This is a genomic window from Diaphorobacter sp. B2A2W2 (assembly GCF_056730635.1).
The window spans coordinates 41,275-55,545 of the sequence record NZ_JBWZOR010000011.1; the positions used below are offsets into that span (position 1 = coordinate 41,275).

Consider the following 14,271-nt stretch of genomic DNA (forward strand, 5'->3'; position numbering starts at 1 on the left):
TTTTTGTTCCCACCGTCCATTCGTCAAGCCGCGCCTACGGACGGGTAGTCCCTAACCTACGGTTGGCCCTTTGCAGTCCCCCGACAGTGAACTTCACACGGCAGTTTCCGTGTGACTTGTTCAACTTACCGGAGATGGAAATGGCAAACACCAATCAGGGCAACCAGAACCAAGGCAACCGCAATCAGAGCCAGGGGAGCCGGGACAACAACCAAGGGCAGTCGGGCTCGGGGCGCGGATTTGCCTCGATGGACCCCGACCGTCAGCGCGAGATCGCCGCAGAGGGGGGGCGTGCAGCGCACGCTTCGGGCAACGCCCACGAGTTCACATCGCAGGAAGCCCGCGCTGCGGGGGCCAAGAGCCATGGCGGTGGGGGCAACAACGCCTCTTCCGGCTCGGGCAATACCCGGGGCGGCAGCGGCCAGCAGCAGGCACACGCCGGCAGCCAGAGCCACAAGAACGACCGTTGACGTCTGGCACGGGACCGGAGGCCCGCAGTAGGCAGGGCCTTCGATCCAGCCGGTGTCCCGCGCGGGTCGGCACGCGCGCTTGAGCCCCAAGCTGTCAGCTATATAAGCGTGCTCCTACATCCCGTACGAGGGCATGTCCGCAGGATGAGACGTTTCAAACGTGATCGAACTCTGGTGGATACAGCATCTGGTCCGCTCCCATAGGACTACCCATGACCACATCAACTCCCCATCCCTGGGGAACGAATCTGCAAAAAGCCCAGACCTTTCAACCGGATTGGGACAGTTACGTCGTCACGAAGGTCAAGCATGTGCGGGCGGCCTTGCTTTCCGGTATCGACACCTTTAGCGCGGAGGGCTTCACCGTGCCCATGGCCACCGGCTTCATCGAGCTGACGGGGATGCGCGCCGGGTCCTTCCGCACGTTTCTGAAGATCGGGTTTTCCGAGTCCAACCGCGTCATGCTGCCGACGTTCCAACTGGTCGATAACGCCGCGGTGGGAACGCTGATCCTGCCTTCTCCCTGCTTCGGCTCGGCGCTCCAGTTCGTCAACAGTCCCATGGCCCATTTCCGCATCGGCGGCGATGGTCGCCGCAACGCGTTGGCAACGGACGTCACGCTGTTGAACAGCGCATTGATCGAGGCCGGCGAACCCGAAGGCATGGAAATCTGAACCCCGGCGCACAGCCCTGCGCGCCGTGCGCCCGGTGTCCCCGGCCATTGACGGAGTGATCGCATGAAAGCTCTCACCTACCAAGGCGCCAAGGACGTGCGCGTGGAAAACGTGCCCGACCCCGTGCTGCTCGCACAGGACGATGTGCTGCTGCGCGTCACTGCCACGGCCATCTGCGGCTCGGATCTGCATATCTACCGCGGAAAGATCCCTGGCATGAAGGACGGCGACATCCTCGGCCATGAATTCATGGGTATCGTGGAAGAGGTGGGCCCTGCAGTGACGGCGCTGCGCCCTGGTGATCGCGTGGTGGTGCCGTTCGTCATCGCCTGCGGATCCTGCTTCTATTGCGACAAAACCCTGTTCGCGGCCTGCGAGAACACCAATCCGGGACGCGGCGCCATCCTCAACAAAAAGAACGCCACCGCGGGTGCAGGGCTGTTCGGCTACAGCCACCTTTACGGCGGTTACCCCGGCGGGCAGGCCGAGTACGTGCGGGTGCCGCACGGCAACGTCGGGCCGCTGAAGGTGCCCCAGGTGCTGAGCGACGAGCAGGTGCTTTTCCTGTCCGACATCCTTCCCACCGGCTACCAGGCGGCGGTCAATGCACAGATCGGGGCGGGCTCTTCTGTGGCGATCTTCGGCGCGGGACCGGTGGGGCTGATGAGCGCCCTGGCGGCGCGCTTCCTGGGCGCGGAGCAGATCTTCATGGTGGACCACAACGAGTACCGGTTGCAGTTTGCCCAGGCCACGTACGGCGTGGTGCCCATCAACTTCGACAAGGACGAGGACCCGGCCGAAACCATTCTCTCGGCCACGGGTGGGCACGGCGTGGATGCCACGATCGACGCCGTGGGTTTCGAGGCCAAGGGCAGCGCGCTGGAGACGGCGCTCACCGCCGTGCGGCTGGAGGGTTCCAGTGGCAAGGCGGTGCGCCAGTGCATCGCCGCGACGCGCCGGGGCGGCGTCCTCAGCGTGCCGGGGGTCTATGCGGGTTTCATCCACGGCTTCCTCTTCGGCGATGCGTTCGAGAAGGGGCTGACCTTCCGCATGGGGCAGACGCACGCGCAAAAGTACATGCCTCAGTTGCTGGAACACATCGCCAACGGCCGCATGCGGCCGGAGGTCATCATTTCCCACCGCATGAAGCTTGCCGATGCCGCGCGCGGCTATGAAATCTTCGAGAAGAAGGAAGAGGAGTGCCGCAAGGTGGTGTTGACGCCCTAGCGCGCCGCTACCCGCGTGTGCTGCTGCCCGCGTGCGGTGAGGTCGGGCCAGGTTGGACGTGCCACCGGCCGCCGGAGTCAGTCATCGCCTCCCTCCCGCGGGTGGCGATGCGGCCACCCATCGGCCGGGCCTTCATCGCTTGATGGAAACCGCCAGGTCTTCGGCGTGGTCCTTGTGTGCCTTGAGTTTCGGCAGCGCCTTGAGGGCGAAGGTCTGGATCTCCGGATCGTCTGCGTCTTTGCCGGCCGCCTCGAACAGCGCGATATCGTGGCGGTGGTCGTTAAGGCCCACCTGCGAGAGGAATTCCTGGTCGAAGTTCTGGGCCTTGGCGATCTGGTCCAGTTGCTTTTGCTTGTCGCCGGGGAGGGTGGTGGGCAGCGCAACGCCCTTGCGCGCCGCCAAGGCCCGGAGTTCGTCGTTGGCGGCGGTGTGGTCCTTCACCAGCATCGCGCCAAACGATTTCACTTCGTTGGCCGTAGCGCGGTTCTGTGCAAGCTTGCCGGCTTGGACCTCGTAGAGCCCGCCGGTAGCGGCCTGCGTCAGGAATTCGCGGTCTTTCGTGCTGGCATCGGCATGGGCCGCTGCGGCGAGCACCAGTCCGCAGGCTGCGGTCACCAGCCTGGCGGTGCAGATCTTTGGCATGGCTGTCCCCCTAGAAAAAAGGGCCAGTATCGAAACGGCCCTGCGAAGGGGCTGTCGGCCCGTGCAGGAGGGGCGGGTCAGCCGTCTCCTACCGCCACTGCGGTGCGGCTGCGCCGGCCGGGGCGCTCAGGCGGCCTGGCACTGGCCGTCCACGAACACCCGCATCTCCCCCGACTGGAAGGCGGTCCATTGCTCGTTGGAGGTCAGCGGCGCCGTGACGACCACGGCCACCTTGTCGTTGGGCGTGGTGTGGGCGGAAAAGTCCACCCGCAGGTCTTCATCGCACAGCTGGGCTTGCGAGAACGGGTGGCGGCGTTCGATGTAGTACAGGTGGGTGGACGCGTGGGCCCACAGCGCCTGCCCGTTGGACAGCAGGAAGTTGAACGTGCCGTGGGGTGCAATGCGCGCCGCCAGCTCGCGCAGCGTCAGCGTCAGCTCCTCGATGCTCGGCATGCCCGCGTGGGACTTGCTCAGCTCTTGCATCAGCCAGCAGAACACATGCTCGCTGTCGGTGGTGCCGACCGGGTGGAAGTGGGCGTGCAGGCGCGGACGGAAGTCCTTGAGGTCGCCGTTGTGCGCAAACACCCAGTAGCGCCCCCACAGCTCGCGCACGAAGGGGTGGCAGTTTTCCAGGCTCACCACGCCCTGGGTCGCCTTGCGGATGTGGGCGATGACGTTGCGGCTCTTGATGGGGTAGCGGCGGATCAGCTCCGCCACGGGTGAATCGGTGGCACGCTCATGGTCCACGAAGTGGCGCAGCCCGCGCCCCTCGAAGAAGGCGATGCCCCAGCCGTCCGTGTGGTCGGCCGTGTTGCCGGCGCGTTGCGCAAACCCCGTGAAGCTGAAGGTCACGTCGGTGGGCGTGTTGGCATTCATGCCAAGGAGCTGGCACATGGGCGATCGGCCTGTGGTGCGTTGGAGGGCGGCTTACTGCCGGTCCAGCCAGAGCTTGCCGCCCGTGGCCCAGTTCTCGCGCTTCACGTCCGTGATCAGGATGTCCACCGACTCGGGGGAGCCTCCCAGGATTTCGACGGACACGCGCGTGATCTCCTCGACCAGCTTGCGCTTTTGCTCGACGGTGCGGCCTTCCATCATCTCGATGTGGTACGTGGGCATGGTGGTGGGATTCCGGTTGGGGTTTAGGGACGGGGAAGGATAGGCTCCGGGGCCTGCGGCGCGGCGGGCTCTTCGCGGGCACACAGCGGGCAGATGCACGCGCGGCCGCGCGCCTCGGCGGGCAGGCGCGCCAGTGCGTCGCGCGAAACGCTCTCGTGCATGCACCAGCATTGCTGCGCCGGCAGCCCGGCGGCCACGGCGCAACCGTTGGATTGGCCGCACAGCGGGCAGTGCGTGGTGGTAGGAGCGGCGGTGGGCATGGGGGGAGAGTGTACGAAAGCACAACGGCACCCGTGGGTGCCGTTGTGGTCAAAATGGCCCCTGGCGCCCGTCCATCAAGCGCTAGTAGCTATTATTTAGATAGCAATCAAGCCTTCTTCTGCGCGGCCTTCACCTTCTGGCGCCAGGCGTGCAGCAGCGGCTCGGTGTAGCCGCTGGGCTGCTCTACGCCCTTGAACACCAGGTCGCAGGCGGCCTGGTAGGCCATGGACTCGGCAAAGCGGCCGTGCATGCGCTGGTACAGCGGGTCGCCGCCGTTTTGCTGGTCCACCTTGGCGGCCATGCGCTCGAACGTGGCGCGCACCTGGCCTTCGGTCACCACGCCGTGCAGCAGCCAGTTGGCCACGTGCTGGCTGGAGATGCGCAGCGTGGCGCGGTCTTCCATCAAGCCGATGTCGTTGATGTCCGGCACCTTGGAGCAGCCCACGCCCTGGTCGATCCAGCGCACCACGTAGCCCAGGATGCCCTGGATGTTGTTGTCCAGCTCCTGCTGCTTTTCGGTCTCGCTCCAGTTCGGGTTGCTGCTCACGGGCACGGTGAGCAGGCCGGTCAGCAGGTTGTCGCGCTCGGCGTCGGCGTCCACCTTGAGCAGCTCGGCCTGCACGGCGGCCACGTTGACCTGGTGGTAGTGCAGCGCGTGCAGCGTGGCGCCCGTGGGGTTGGGCACCCAGGCAGTGTTGGCGCCGGCCTTGGGATGGGCGATCTTCTGCTCCAGCATGGCCTTCATCAGGTCGGGCGCGGCCCACATGCCCTTGCCGATCTGCGCGCGGCCGGACAGGCCCATGGACAGGCCCACCAGCACGTTGTTGCGCTCGTAGGCCTGGATCCAGGCGCTGCTCTTCATGTCGCCCTTGCGGATCATGGGGCCGGCCTGCATGGCGGTGTGCATCTCGTCGCCCGTGCGGTCCAGGAAGCCGGTGTTGATGAAGGCCACGCGCGCCGGAGCGGCGGCAATGCAGGCCTTCAGGTTCACGCTGGTGCGGCGCTCTTCGTCCATGATGCCCAGCTTCACGGTGTTGGCGGGCAGGCCCAGCACCTGCTCCACGCGGCCGAACAGCTCGTTGGCAAACGCCACTTCGGCAGGGCCGTGCATCTTGGGCTTGACGATGTAGACGCTGCCCGTGCGGCTGTTGCGGATGCCACCCGCGCCACCCTTGAGGTCGTGGATGGCGATGGCCGTGGTGACCATGGCGTCCAGGATGCCCTCGGGAATTTCCTTGCCCTCGCCGCCCCACAGGATGGCGGGGTTGGTCATCAGATGGCCCACGTTGCGCACGAACATCAGCGAGCGGCCGTGCAGCTTCACGGGCTTGCCGTCGGCGCCGTTGTATTCGCGGTCGGGGTTCAGGCCGCGCGTGACCTGCTTGCCGCCCTTGTCGAAGGTGTCGGTCAGCGTGCCCTTGAGGATGCCCAACCAGTTGCTGTAGCCCAGCACCTTGTCCTCGGCGTCCACGGCGGCCACGGAGTCTTCCAGGTCCAGGATGGTGGACAGCGCAGCTTCCACCACCACGTCGGCCACGCCGGCGGCGTCGCCCTTGCCGATGGGGGTGTTGCGGTCCACGCGGATGTCGATGTGCAGGCCGTTGTTCACCAGCAGCACGGACGATGGCTCGGCCGCATTGCCCTGGTAGCCCACGAACTGGGCCGCGTTCTTCAGGCCGGTGGTGGCACCGCCCTGGAGCGTGACGGCCAGCGTGCCGCCCTCTACCCTGTAGGCCGTGGCGTCCTTGTGCGAGCCGCTGGCCAGCGGGGCCGCCTGGTCCAGGAAGTCGCGTGCGAATGCGATGACCTTGGCGCCGCGCACGGGGTTGTAGCCCTTGCCCTTCTCGGCGCCGCCTTCTTCGCCGATCACGTCGGTGCCGTACAGCGCGTCATACAGCGAGCCCCAGCGCGCGTTGGCGGCGTTCAGGGCGTAGCGTGCGTTCAGGATGGGCACCACCAGCTGTGGGCCGGCCTGGATGGCCAGCTCGGCATCCACGTTGGTGGTGGTGGCCTGCGCGCCCTTGGGGGGCTCGACCAGGTAGCCGATCTGGCTCAGGAAGGCGCGGTAGCCTGCCATGTCCTGGATGGGGCCCGGGTTGGCCTTGTGCCAGGTGTCCAGTTCCTTTTGCAGGCGGTCGCGTTCGGCCAGCAGGGCCGCGTTCTTGGGCGCCAGGTCGGCCACGAGGGCATCGAAGCCCTTCCAGAAGGCTGCCGGCTCGACGCCGGTGCCCGGCAGCACCTGCTCGTTGATGAAGGCGTGCAGTTCGTTGGCCACCTGCAGGCCGTGGACGTGGGTACGTGCGGTCATGAGAAACCCCCTAGCGGTAATTGAAAAGCCGTGGCCCATGGCGGAGCCTTGCATGCCACTGTATTGGAAATATTTCCATTAATAAATCGCGCACATATCTCTTAACTAATGACTTTTTTGCAAAGGTTGGCACACTCCGCATGGGGAGTGCGGTGCATGCTTTCATGAAATTGATAGCTGCTTGCGCTTGCTGTATAAGGCTTGAAGCCTGATTTGGCTTGTATTCATGGACAAACTCAAAGCGTTCGAGTCATTCGTGTCGGTGGCCACGCGGGGCAGTCTCACCGCCGCCGCCAAGGCCGAGGGCGTGGCCCCGGCCATCATGGGGCGGCGTCTGGACGCGCTGGAGGAGCACCTGGGCGTGAAGCTGCTGGTGCGCACCACGCGGCGCATCTCGCTCACGCACGAGGGCAGCGCCTTTCTGGAGGACTGCCAGCGCCTGCTGTCCGACGTGGCCAACGCCGAGGCCAGCGTATCCGCCGGCGGCGTGAAGGCCACGGGGCATCTGCGCGTCACTGCGCCCGCGGGCTTTGGCCGGCGCCATGTGGCGCCCCTGGTGCCGCGCTTTCATGACCTGCACCCCGAGGTGACCCTCTCGCTGAACCTGAGCGACCGCGTGGTGGACTTGGCGGGCGAGGGCTACGACTGCGCCGTGCGCGTGGGCGACCTGCCCGACTCGTCCCTGGTCAGCGTGCGCATGGCGGACAACCGTCGCCTGTGCGTGGCCACGCCCCAGTACCTGCAGCGGCGCGGCACACCCACTCACCCGGGCGAGTTGGCCCAGCACGACTGCCTGACCCTCTCCAGCGATGCCTCGCAGACGCGCGGCTGGGCGTTTCGCGTGCCGGTGGCCGGCGGTGGCGGCGCCACCGAGGTCGTGCACTTCAAGCCCGGCGGGCCCCTCGATTGCTCCGACGGCCAGGTACTGCACGACTGGTGCCTGGGCGGCTGGGGCATCGCCTGGCGCAGCACCTGGGAGGTGGAGTCCGAGATCGCGGCCGGCCGCCTGGTGGCGGTGCTGGAGGAGTTCGCCGCGCCGCCCAACGGCATCTATGTCGTCTTTCCCCAGCGCAAGCACCTGCCGCTGCGCGTGCGGCTGTGGATCGAGTACCTGAAGCACCATTACGCGCAGCCCGAATTCTGGGCACGGCCCGCCTCTGTCTGACATGAACGCGGGGCACAATGCCGCGGCATTCCTCCCGCCCGGCCGCCATCATGCCGGGGCCGTATGCACGGCCCACCGTACAGGAGCTTTCATGCGCATTCCCGTTCTTTCTGTTCTCCCCGCGTTGCCCGCCGCTCGCTGGATGCTGGCCGTCATGGCGCTGGCCCTGGTCGCCGGCTGCGCCTTGCCCGCCCGGCACGCGGAAACCACGCCGCGCGCGCACGGGGTGCCGGCCGGCATGGTCAGTGTCACCTACGCGGATCCGGCCGGCTTTGCCGAGGCGCGCGAGCAAACCCCGCACGAGCCCGCCGCGGCCCGGCGTGCCTGGATGGATGCGCTGTGCGAGCACCTGGCCGAGCGCGTGGCCGCAGCCTTGCCGGAGGGCGAGCGCGCGGAGGTGCACATCACCGACGTGCGCCGCGCCGGTGCATTCGAGCCCGCGGCGGGTGCCACCGCCCAGGCGGTGCGCGTGGTGCGCGACGTGCACCCGCCGCGCATCGCGCTGGAGTTCAAGCGCCTCTCGCCAGACGGCCGCACCCTGGCCGAAGGCAGTCGCACGCTGCCGGGCTTGGCATTCAAGATGCGCGGGGACCGCTATCCTGGCGACAAGCTGCGCCACGAAAAGACGCTGATCGACGATTGGGTGGCGCGGGAGTTCTCCGCGCGCCGCCCCTGACCTGTGCGCGCCGCGCGTACCTCTGCCGAAAGGAAACCCGTGACCACCGAAGCCCTGCTCGCCTATGCCCACATCTTGGCCTTCCTCATGGCCGCCACCTTCCTCGCCAGCGAAACCGCGCTGTGCCGCAAGGAGTGGATGAACGCGGCCGCAGTCGAGCGGCTGGCGCGGGTGGACATGCTGTACGGTATCTCGGCGCTGCTGGTGCTGGCCACCGGGCTGGCGCGCACCTGGTGGGGCATGAAGGGCGGGGCGTGGTACTGGTCGCAGCCGCTGCTGCATGCCAAGGTCACGTTGTTCGTGGTGATCGGGCTGATGTCCATCGTCCCGACCATGCGCTTCCTGCGCTGGCGCCGCGCGGTGCGCGCCGGCGGCGCGCTGCCCTCGGATGACCAGGTGCGCAGCACGCGCCGTCTGGTGATGATCGAGGCCCATCTGCTGGCGCTGATTCCGCTGTTGGCCGTCTTCCTGGCACGCGGCGTGGGCACGCGCTGAGCGCCGAGGGAAGGGCAAAAAAAGAAACCCCGCGGGCGGCAGGCGCGCGGGGTTTGCTCGTGCAGGCCCGATGGGCGGGCCCGTGCGGTGCGTCGGTCCTTTAGCTGGCCGCGCCGCTCAGGCACTCTTTCATGAAGGCCTTGCGGGCGTCGCCCTTGAGGTTCTTCGCACCGGCGTCCGCGTTGCAGCTCTTCATCTTGTCCTGCTGGGTGGACGCCTTGTTGCCGCTCAGGCATTCCTTCATGAAAGCTTTGCGCTCGTCGCCCTTGAGGTTCTTGGCGCCGGCGTCGGCATTGCAGGTCTTCATGCGCGTCTGCTGCGCCGTGGGCGCCTTGGCGGGGGCAGAGGCGCCGGCCGCGGGGGCGTCCGCAGCGTGTGCGGCGAACGAAAGGGCAAAGCCGGCAGCGGCCAACAGGGGAAGCAGTTTCTTCATGTAATGCTCCTGCAAAAAAGGAAAAGGTGAATGCGCCCGCCGGCAACGCAGTGCCCCACGGGCCACCCAGCATAACGCCGGGCGGTCACGAATGGATGACGGGTCGGCCCGTAGAATCCGCCCCCATGCTCTCCGTCAAACAGGAATTGCTCGCGGCGCTGGCCGACGAGCTGGAAAAGGTGTCGCCCGGCGCAGGCAGCCGCGCGGCCTTCGAATCTCCCAAGGTCGCTGCTCATGGCGACCTCGCGTGCACGGCCGCCATGCAGCTGGCCAAGCCCCTCAAGCAGAATCCCCGCGCACTGGGCGAACAGCTACAGGCCGCGCTGGAGGCCACGCCCGCGTTCCAAAAATGGGTACAGGCCATCGAGATCGCCGGCCCCGGTTTTCTGAACATCCGCCTCAAGCCCGCCGCCAAGCAGCAGGTGGTGCACGAGGTGCTGGCGCAAGGCGCGCAATATGGTTACCAGCCGGCGCGCGGCGAGAAAGTCCTGGTGGAGTTCGTCTCCGCCAACCCCACCGGCCCGCTGCACGTCGGTCACGGCCGCCAGGCCGCCATCGGCGACGCCATCAGCCATCTGTACGCCACCCAGGGCTGGAGTGTGCACCGCGAGTTCTATTACAACGACGCGGGCGTGCAGATCGACACCCTCACCAAGAGCACGCAACTGCGCGCCAAGGGCTTCAAACCGGGGGATGACTGCTGGCCCACCGACGCGGACAACCCGCTGGCCAAGAATTTCTACAACGGCGACTACATCCAGGACATCGCCGACGCCTTCCTCGCCAAGTCCACCGTCCAGGCCGATGACCGCGCGTTCACGGCGAATGGCGATGTCGAGGATTACGAGAACATCCGCCAGTTCGCCGTGGCCTACCTGCGCAATGAGCAGGACAAGGATCTGCAGGCCTTCAACCTCCAATTCGACCAGTACTACCTGGAGTCCAGCCTCTACGCCAACGGCCATGTGGACGCGACCGTGCAGCGCCTCGTCGCCAACGGCAAGACCTACGAGCAGGACGGCGCGCTGTGGCTCAAGTCCACCGACTACGGGGACGACAAGGACCGTGTCATGCGCAAGCAGGATGGCACATACACCTACTTCGTGCCTGACGTGGCCTACCACATCCAGAAGTTCCAGCGCGGCTTCACCAAGGTGGTGAACATCCAGGGCACGGACCACCACGGCACCATCGCGCGCGTGCGCGCCGGCCTGCAGGCGGCGGACGTGGGCATCCCCCAGGGCTACCCCGACTACGTGCTGCACACCATGGTGCGCGTGGTGCGCAATGGCGAGGAGGTCAAGATCAGCAAGCGCGCCGGCAGCTACGTGACGCTGCGCGACCTGATCGAGTGGACCAGCAAGGACGCGGTGCGTTTCTTCCTGCTGTCGCGCAAGCCCGACACCGAATACACCTTCGACGTCGACCTGGCCGTGGCGCAGAACAACGACAACCCCGTGTATTACGTGCAGTACGCCCATGCGCGCATCTGCTCGGTGCTGCGCGGCTGGCGCGAGGACTACGACGTGGCCGCGCTGCGCGATGTGGACCTGTCGCCGCTGGAAGGCCCGCAGGCCCAGGCGCTGATGCTGCTGCTCGCCAAGTATCCGGAGATGCTCACCGCGGCCGCGGCCGGCAATGCGCCGCACGACGTGACCTTCTACCTGCGCGACCTGGCCGCCGCCTACCACAGCTATTACGACGCCGAACGCATTCTGGTGGACGACGAGGCTGTCAAGCAGGCGCGGCTGGCGCTCGTCGCGGCCACAGCGCAGGTATTGCACAATGGATTGGCGGTGCTGGGCGTGTCTGCGCCAGCCAGAATGTAAGTGACCACTGATATGAAGAAACAGCAACGCGGCGGCACCATCGTGGGCTTCATCCTCGGGGTGATCGTGGGCCTGGGAGCCGCGCTGGCCGTGGCCGTGTATGTGACCAAGGTGCCCGTGCCCTTCCTGAACAAGAGCACGCCGCGTGCGTCCGAGCAGGACGAGGCCACGAAGAACAAGAACTGGGACCCCAACGCGCCGTTGTACGGCAAGAACCCTGTGCGCCCTGCTGCGCCGGCTGCCGCTCCCGCGTCCGACACCGCGACCGCCGCAGCCCAGCCTGCGTCGGGTCCGCGGGCGGCGGCCAGCCGGCCCGGCGCGGCACCGACGTCGGCCGACCCGCTGGGCGACCTGGCCCGCGCCAAGGCCAACGCGGCGCCCGCTCCCGCGACCAGTGCCGATCCTTTCGAATACTTCGTGCAGGCGGGCGCGTTCCGCACCCAGCAGGATGCCGATGCGCAGCGCGCCAAGCTGGCCATGCTGGGCTGGGAGGCGCGCGTCAGCGAGCGCGAGCAGAACGGCCGCACGGTGTTCCGCGTGCGCGTGGGCCCGTTCGGCAAGCGTGACGACGCCGAGTCGCTGAAGGAAAAACTCGATGGCGCGGGGGTGGAGTCCGCGCTGGTCCGGGTGCAGCGCTGAACTTTTGCCCGCGCTGGCGCTCACAACCCTCCATACTGTCCAGGAGTGATCCCAACCTATGAAACGCCGTGAGTTTTCTCTGACCGTCGCCTCCGCGGCCACCGCCTTGAGCCTGCCGCTGGCGGCGCCCGCACTGGCGCAAGGCCGCCAGTTCAAGGAAGGCAAGGACTACGTCAAGCTGGGCAAGCCTGTCGCAACCGAGGCACCTGCCGGGAAGATCGAGGTCATCGAGTTCTTCTGGTACAGCTGCCCGCACTGCAACACGTTCGAGCCTTCGCTGGAGGCCTGGATCAAGTCGGCGCCCAAGGACCTGCACATCCGCCGCGTGCCCGTGGCGTTCAATGCGAGCTTCGTGCCGCAGCAAAAGCTCTACTACGCGCTGGAAGGCATGGGCAAGCTGCCCGAGCTGCATGCGAAGGTGTTCCGCGCGGTGCACGTGGAACGCCTGCCGCTGAACAAGGACGAGCTGATCTTCGACTGGATCGGCAAGCAGGGCGTGGACGTGGCGAAGTTCAAGGAGGTCTACAACTCCTTCACCGTATCCAACCAAGTGCGCAAGGCGTCGCAGCTGCAGGACGGCTACCAGGTCGAAGGCGTGCCCTCCATGGGAGTGGCCGGCCGCTACTACACCGACGGCACCATGGCTGGCAACATGCAAAGTGTGCTGCAGGTGGTGGAGCACCTGGTTGGCGTAGCGCGCAAGGGCTGAAGCGCCCCGCCGCCACCAGCGACAAGCGCGCCTACGGGCGCGCTTTTTTCATGCCTGCACACCGGTTGGCGCGGCGGCATGACAGCCGGTGGCAGGCCTGTACGGGTTGATGCGATCCACTGCGGCGGCGGCGCGCTTGCGTCAGTACAATGACCGCAAGATTCGTGCCCTCTATGAGAACCCGATTGCCCTTCCTCCTCCTGTCCCGCGCCGCAGCGCTGGCCCTGGCGCTGGCTGCATCGCCGCTGGTGCACGCCGAAAAAGCCGACCGCAACAAGCCCATGAACATCGAGGCGGATGCCCTGCGCCACGATGAGCTCAAGCAGACCAGCGTGTTCACCGGCCGTGTCGTCATGACCAAGGGCACCATCGTGCTGCGCGGCGCGCAGCTGGAGGTGCGCCAGGACCCCGACGGCTTCCAGTACGGTGTGGTGACGGCCGAGCCGGGCAAGCGCGCCTTTTTCCGGCAAAAGCGCGACACCGCGCCGGGCGCGCCCGACGAGTTCGTCGAGGGCGAGGGCGAGGTCATCGAATACGACGGCCGCGCCGACGTGGTGAAGCTCATCCGCCGCGCCGAGCTGCGCCGCTACCGCGAGGCCACACTGACCGACGAGCTGGCCGGCGCGCTCATCGTCTACAACAACCTCACGGACGTGTTCACCGTGGACGGGCAGAAGACCGCGCCCGCTGGCGCCACTGCCGGCACGCCGGGCGGCCGGGTGCGAGCGGTGCTCGCGCCCAAGGAGCCCGCCTCGGGCACCAGCGCCACGCCGCCTGTGCGCACCGAGCCGCCCGCGCTGCGTACCAGCCCCAGCCTGGACGGCGCGAAGTGAGCGCGGCCTTGGACGATGCGCGCATGAGCGAAGGCGTCAGCCGCCTGGAGGCGCTGCACTTGGAGAAGTCCTACGGCAGCCGCAAGGTGGTCAAGGACGTGTCCGTAGTCGTGCAAAAGGGAGAGGTGGTGGGCCTATTGGGCCCCAACGGCGCCGGCAAGACCACGTCGTTCTACATGATCGTCGGCCTGGTGCGCAGCGACGGCGGCCGCATCAGCATCGACGGGCAGGACGTGACGGACATGCCCATCCACCGGCGCTCGCGGCTGGGCCTGTCGTACCTGCCGCAGGAAGCCTCGATCTTTCGCAAGCTCAATGTCGAAGACAACGTGCGCGCGGTGCTGGAGCTGCAGACCGACGAGGCCGGCCGCACCCTGCCGCGCGCCGAGGTGGAGCGGCGCCTGACCGCGCTGCTGCAGGAGCTGCGCGTGGACCACCTGCGCAAGTCGCCTGCACTGGCGCTGTCGGGCGGCGAGCGCCGGCGCGTGGAGATCGCGCGCGCGCTGGCCACGCAGCCGCGCTTCATCCTGCTGGATGAGCCCTTCGCCGGCATCGACCCGATCGCCGTGATCGAGATCCAGCGCATCATTGGCTTTCTCAAGGCGCGCGGCATTGGCGTGCTGATCACCGACCACAACGTGCGTGAGACGCTGGGCATCTGCGACCACGCCTTCATCATCAGCGACGGCCAGGTGCTGGCTCAGGGTACGCCGTCGGACATCGTCGACAACGCGGAAGTGCGCCGGGTGTACCTGGGCGAGCACTTCCGCATGTGAGAGTGATGGGCGACCACG

General features: G+C 67.0%; 17 protein-coding genes. 11 read left to right on the plus strand and 6 right to left on the minus strand.

The window, feature by feature from the left end; genetic code table 11:
- Nucleotides 1-140: 140 nt before the first annotated feature.
- From AC1PPL_RS16225 to AC1PPL_RS16235, 3 genes are all read left to right on the plus strand, one after another.
- Nucleotides 141-470 carry a KGG domain-containing protein gene (locus AC1PPL_RS16225; protein WP_479973701.1) on the plus strand — a complete coding sequence of 110 codons (330 nt, stop codon included), beginning with the start codon at nucleotides 141-143 and terminating at the stop codon, nucleotides 468-470.
- A gap of 212 nt (nucleotides 471-682) precedes the next feature.
- Complete coding sequence (locus AC1PPL_RS16230; RefSeq protein ID WP_012655393.1) at nucleotides 683-1,144, plus strand: hypothetical protein; 462 nt, start codon at nucleotides 683-685, stop codon at nucleotides 1,142-1,144.
- A 63-nt stretch (nucleotides 1,145-1,207) separates the two neighbouring features.
- Nucleotides 1,208-2,371, plus strand: coding sequence for a zinc-dependent alcohol dehydrogenase (locus AC1PPL_RS16235; protein ID WP_479973702.1), 1,164 nt, complete (start codon nucleotides 1,208-1,210; stop codon nucleotides 2,369-2,371).
- 132 nt (nucleotides 2,372-2,503) lie between these two features.
- On the opposite strand, the gene AC1PPL_RS16240 is transcribed toward AC1PPL_RS16235, so the two are convergent.
- The 5 genes from AC1PPL_RS16240 to AC1PPL_RS16260 form a co-directional block, all read right to left on the minus strand.
- Nucleotides 2,504-3,013 (minus strand): DUF4142 domain-containing protein, encoded by a 510-nt coding sequence (locus AC1PPL_RS16240; protein ID WP_312843933.1) that lies wholly within the window; start codon nucleotides 3,011-3,013, stop codon nucleotides 2,504-2,506.
- Nucleotides 3,014-3,139: 126 nt separating this feature from the next.
- Entirely contained in the window at nucleotides 3,140-3,907 is a 768-nt protein-coding gene (locus AC1PPL_RS16245) for a class II glutamine amidotransferase (protein WP_011803798.1), read from the minus strand.
- A 33-nt stretch (nucleotides 3,908-3,940) separates the two neighbouring features.
- Entirely contained in the window at nucleotides 3,941-4,129 is a 189-nt protein-coding gene (locus AC1PPL_RS16250; RefSeq protein WP_011803799.1) for a 4-oxalocrotonate tautomerase, read from the minus strand.
- Between the two features lie 23 nt (nucleotides 4,130-4,152).
- Entirely contained in the window at nucleotides 4,153-4,389 is a 237-nt protein-coding gene (locus AC1PPL_RS16255; RefSeq protein ID WP_479973703.1) for a cysteine-rich CWC family protein, read from the minus strand.
- Nucleotides 4,390-4,496: 107 nt separating this feature from the next.
- On the minus strand, nucleotides 4,497-6,698 hold the full coding sequence (locus AC1PPL_RS16260; RefSeq protein WP_479973704.1) for a malate synthase G: 2,202 nt from the start codon (nucleotides 6,696-6,698) through the stop codon (nucleotides 4,497-4,499).
- A 226-nt stretch (nucleotides 6,699-6,924) separates the two neighbouring features.
- Here AC1PPL_RS16260 and AC1PPL_RS16265 point away from each other — a divergent pair, with 226 nt between their 5' ends.
- The 3 genes from AC1PPL_RS16265 (at nucleotide 6,925) to AC1PPL_RS16275 (ending at nucleotide 9,034) form a co-directional block, all read left to right on the plus strand.
- Entirely contained in the window at nucleotides 6,925-7,863 is a 939-nt protein-coding gene (locus AC1PPL_RS16265) for a LysR family transcriptional regulator (RefSeq protein ID WP_011803802.1), read from the plus strand.
- A gap of 91 nt (nucleotides 7,864-7,954) precedes the next feature.
- Entirely contained in the window at nucleotides 7,955-8,539 is a 585-nt protein-coding gene (locus tag AC1PPL_RS16270) for a DUF3016 domain-containing protein (RefSeq protein WP_479973705.1), read from the plus strand.
- Nucleotides 8,540-8,578: 39 nt separating this feature from the next.
- Nucleotides 8,579-9,034 carry a DUF2214 family protein gene (locus AC1PPL_RS16275; protein WP_011803804.1) on the plus strand — a complete coding sequence of 152 codons (456 nt, stop codon included), beginning with the start codon at nucleotides 8,579-8,581 and terminating at the stop codon, nucleotides 9,032-9,034.
- Between the two features lie 100 nt (nucleotides 9,035-9,134).
- On the opposite strand, the gene AC1PPL_RS16280 is transcribed toward AC1PPL_RS16275, so the two are convergent.
- The gene (locus tag AC1PPL_RS16280) at nucleotides 9,135-9,467 is read right to left on the minus strand and encodes a PsiF family protein (protein ID WP_012655402.1); all 333 of its coding nucleotides are present in this window, start codon (nucleotides 9,465-9,467) and stop codon (nucleotides 9,135-9,137) included.
- 125 nt (nucleotides 9,468-9,592) lie between these two features.
- On the opposite strand from AC1PPL_RS16280, the gene argS reads away from it, so the two are divergent.
- The 5 genes from argS to lptB all read left to right on the plus strand — a co-directional run bounded on the left by argS (nucleotide 9,593) and on the right by lptB (nucleotide 14,253).
- Complete coding sequence (gene argS, locus AC1PPL_RS16285) at nucleotides 9,593-11,296, plus strand: arginine--tRNA ligase (RefSeq protein ID WP_047349344.1); 1,704 nt, start codon at nucleotides 9,593-9,595, stop codon at nucleotides 11,294-11,296.
- A 12-nt stretch (nucleotides 11,297-11,308) separates the two neighbouring features.
- Complete coding sequence (locus AC1PPL_RS16290; RefSeq protein WP_047349343.1) at nucleotides 11,309-11,935, plus strand: SPOR domain-containing protein; 627 nt, start codon at nucleotides 11,309-11,311, stop codon at nucleotides 11,933-11,935.
- 58 nt (nucleotides 11,936-11,993) lie between these two features.
- A complete protein-coding gene (locus AC1PPL_RS16295) occupies nucleotides 11,994-12,644 on the plus strand; it encodes a thiol:disulfide interchange protein DsbA/DsbL (RefSeq protein WP_011803808.1) in 651 nt (216 codons plus the stop codon).
- Nucleotides 12,645-12,817: 173 nt separating this feature from the next.
- A complete protein-coding gene (lptA, locus tag AC1PPL_RS16300) occupies nucleotides 12,818-13,477 on the plus strand; it encodes a lipopolysaccharide transport periplasmic protein LptA (RefSeq protein WP_088887807.1) in 660 nt (219 codons plus the stop codon).
- Between the two features lie 23 nt (nucleotides 13,478-13,500).
- Nucleotides 13,501-14,253, plus strand: a complete 753-nt coding sequence (gene lptB, locus AC1PPL_RS16305) for an LPS export ABC transporter ATP-binding protein (protein ID WP_088888621.1) — start codon at nucleotides 13,501-13,503, stop codon at nucleotides 14,251-14,253.
- Nucleotides 14,254-14,271: the final 18 nt, after the last annotated feature.

Bases quoted from the DNA above. Each gene is read 5' to 3' on its own strand.
- argS (WP_047349344.1), top strand. From the start codon at position 9,593: ATGCTCTCCGTCAAACAGGAATTGCTCGCGGCGCTGGCCGACGAGCTG.
- AC1PPL_RS16225 (WP_479973701.1), top strand. From the start codon at position 141: ATGGCAAACACCAATCAGGGCAACCAGAACCAAGGCAACCGCAATCAG.
- AC1PPL_RS16245 (WP_011803798.1), bottom strand. From the start codon at position 3,907: ATGTGCCAGCTCCTTGGCATGAATGCCAACACGCCCACCGACGTGACC.
- AC1PPL_RS16230 (WP_012655393.1), top strand. From the start codon at position 683: ATGACCACATCAACTCCCCATCCCTGGGGAACGAATCTGCAAAAAGCC.
- AC1PPL_RS16280 (WP_012655402.1), bottom strand. From the start codon at position 9,467: ATGAAGAAACTGCTTCCCCTGTTGGCCGCTGCCGGCTTTGCCCTTTCG.
- AC1PPL_RS16235 (WP_479973702.1), top strand. From the start codon at position 1,208: ATGAAAGCTCTCACCTACCAAGGCGCCAAGGACGTGCGCGTGGAAAAC.
- AC1PPL_RS16240 (WP_312843933.1), bottom strand. From the start codon at position 3,013: ATGCCAAAGATCTGCACCGCCAGGCTGGTGACCGCAGCCTGCGGACTG.
- AC1PPL_RS16260 (WP_479973704.1), bottom strand. From the start codon at position 6,698: ATGACCGCACGTACCCACGTCCACGGCCTGCAGGTGGCCAACGAACTG.
- lptA (WP_088887807.1), top strand. From the start codon at position 12,818: ATGAGAACCCGATTGCCCTTCCTCCTCCTGTCCCGCGCCGCAGCGCTG.
- AC1PPL_RS16255 (WP_479973703.1), bottom strand. From the start codon at position 4,389: ATGCCCACCGCCGCTCCTACCACCACGCACTGCCCGCTGTGCGGCCAA.
- AC1PPL_RS16295 (WP_011803808.1), top strand. From the start codon at position 11,994: ATGAAACGCCGTGAGTTTTCTCTGACCGTCGCCTCCGCGGCCACCGCC.
- lptB (WP_088888621.1), top strand. From the start codon at position 13,501: ATGAGCGAAGGCGTCAGCCGCCTGGAGGCGCTGCACTTGGAGAAGTCC.
- AC1PPL_RS16270 (WP_479973705.1), top strand. From the start codon at position 7,955: ATGCGCATTCCCGTTCTTTCTGTTCTCCCCGCGTTGCCCGCCGCTCGC.
- AC1PPL_RS16265 (WP_011803802.1), top strand. From the start codon at position 6,925: ATGGACAAACTCAAAGCGTTCGAGTCATTCGTGTCGGTGGCCACGCGG.
- AC1PPL_RS16290 (WP_047349343.1), top strand. From the start codon at position 11,309: ATGAAGAAACAGCAACGCGGCGGCACCATCGTGGGCTTCATCCTCGGG.
- AC1PPL_RS16250 (WP_011803799.1), bottom strand. From the start codon at position 4,129: ATGCCCACGTACCACATCGAGATGATGGAAGGCCGCACCGTCGAGCAA.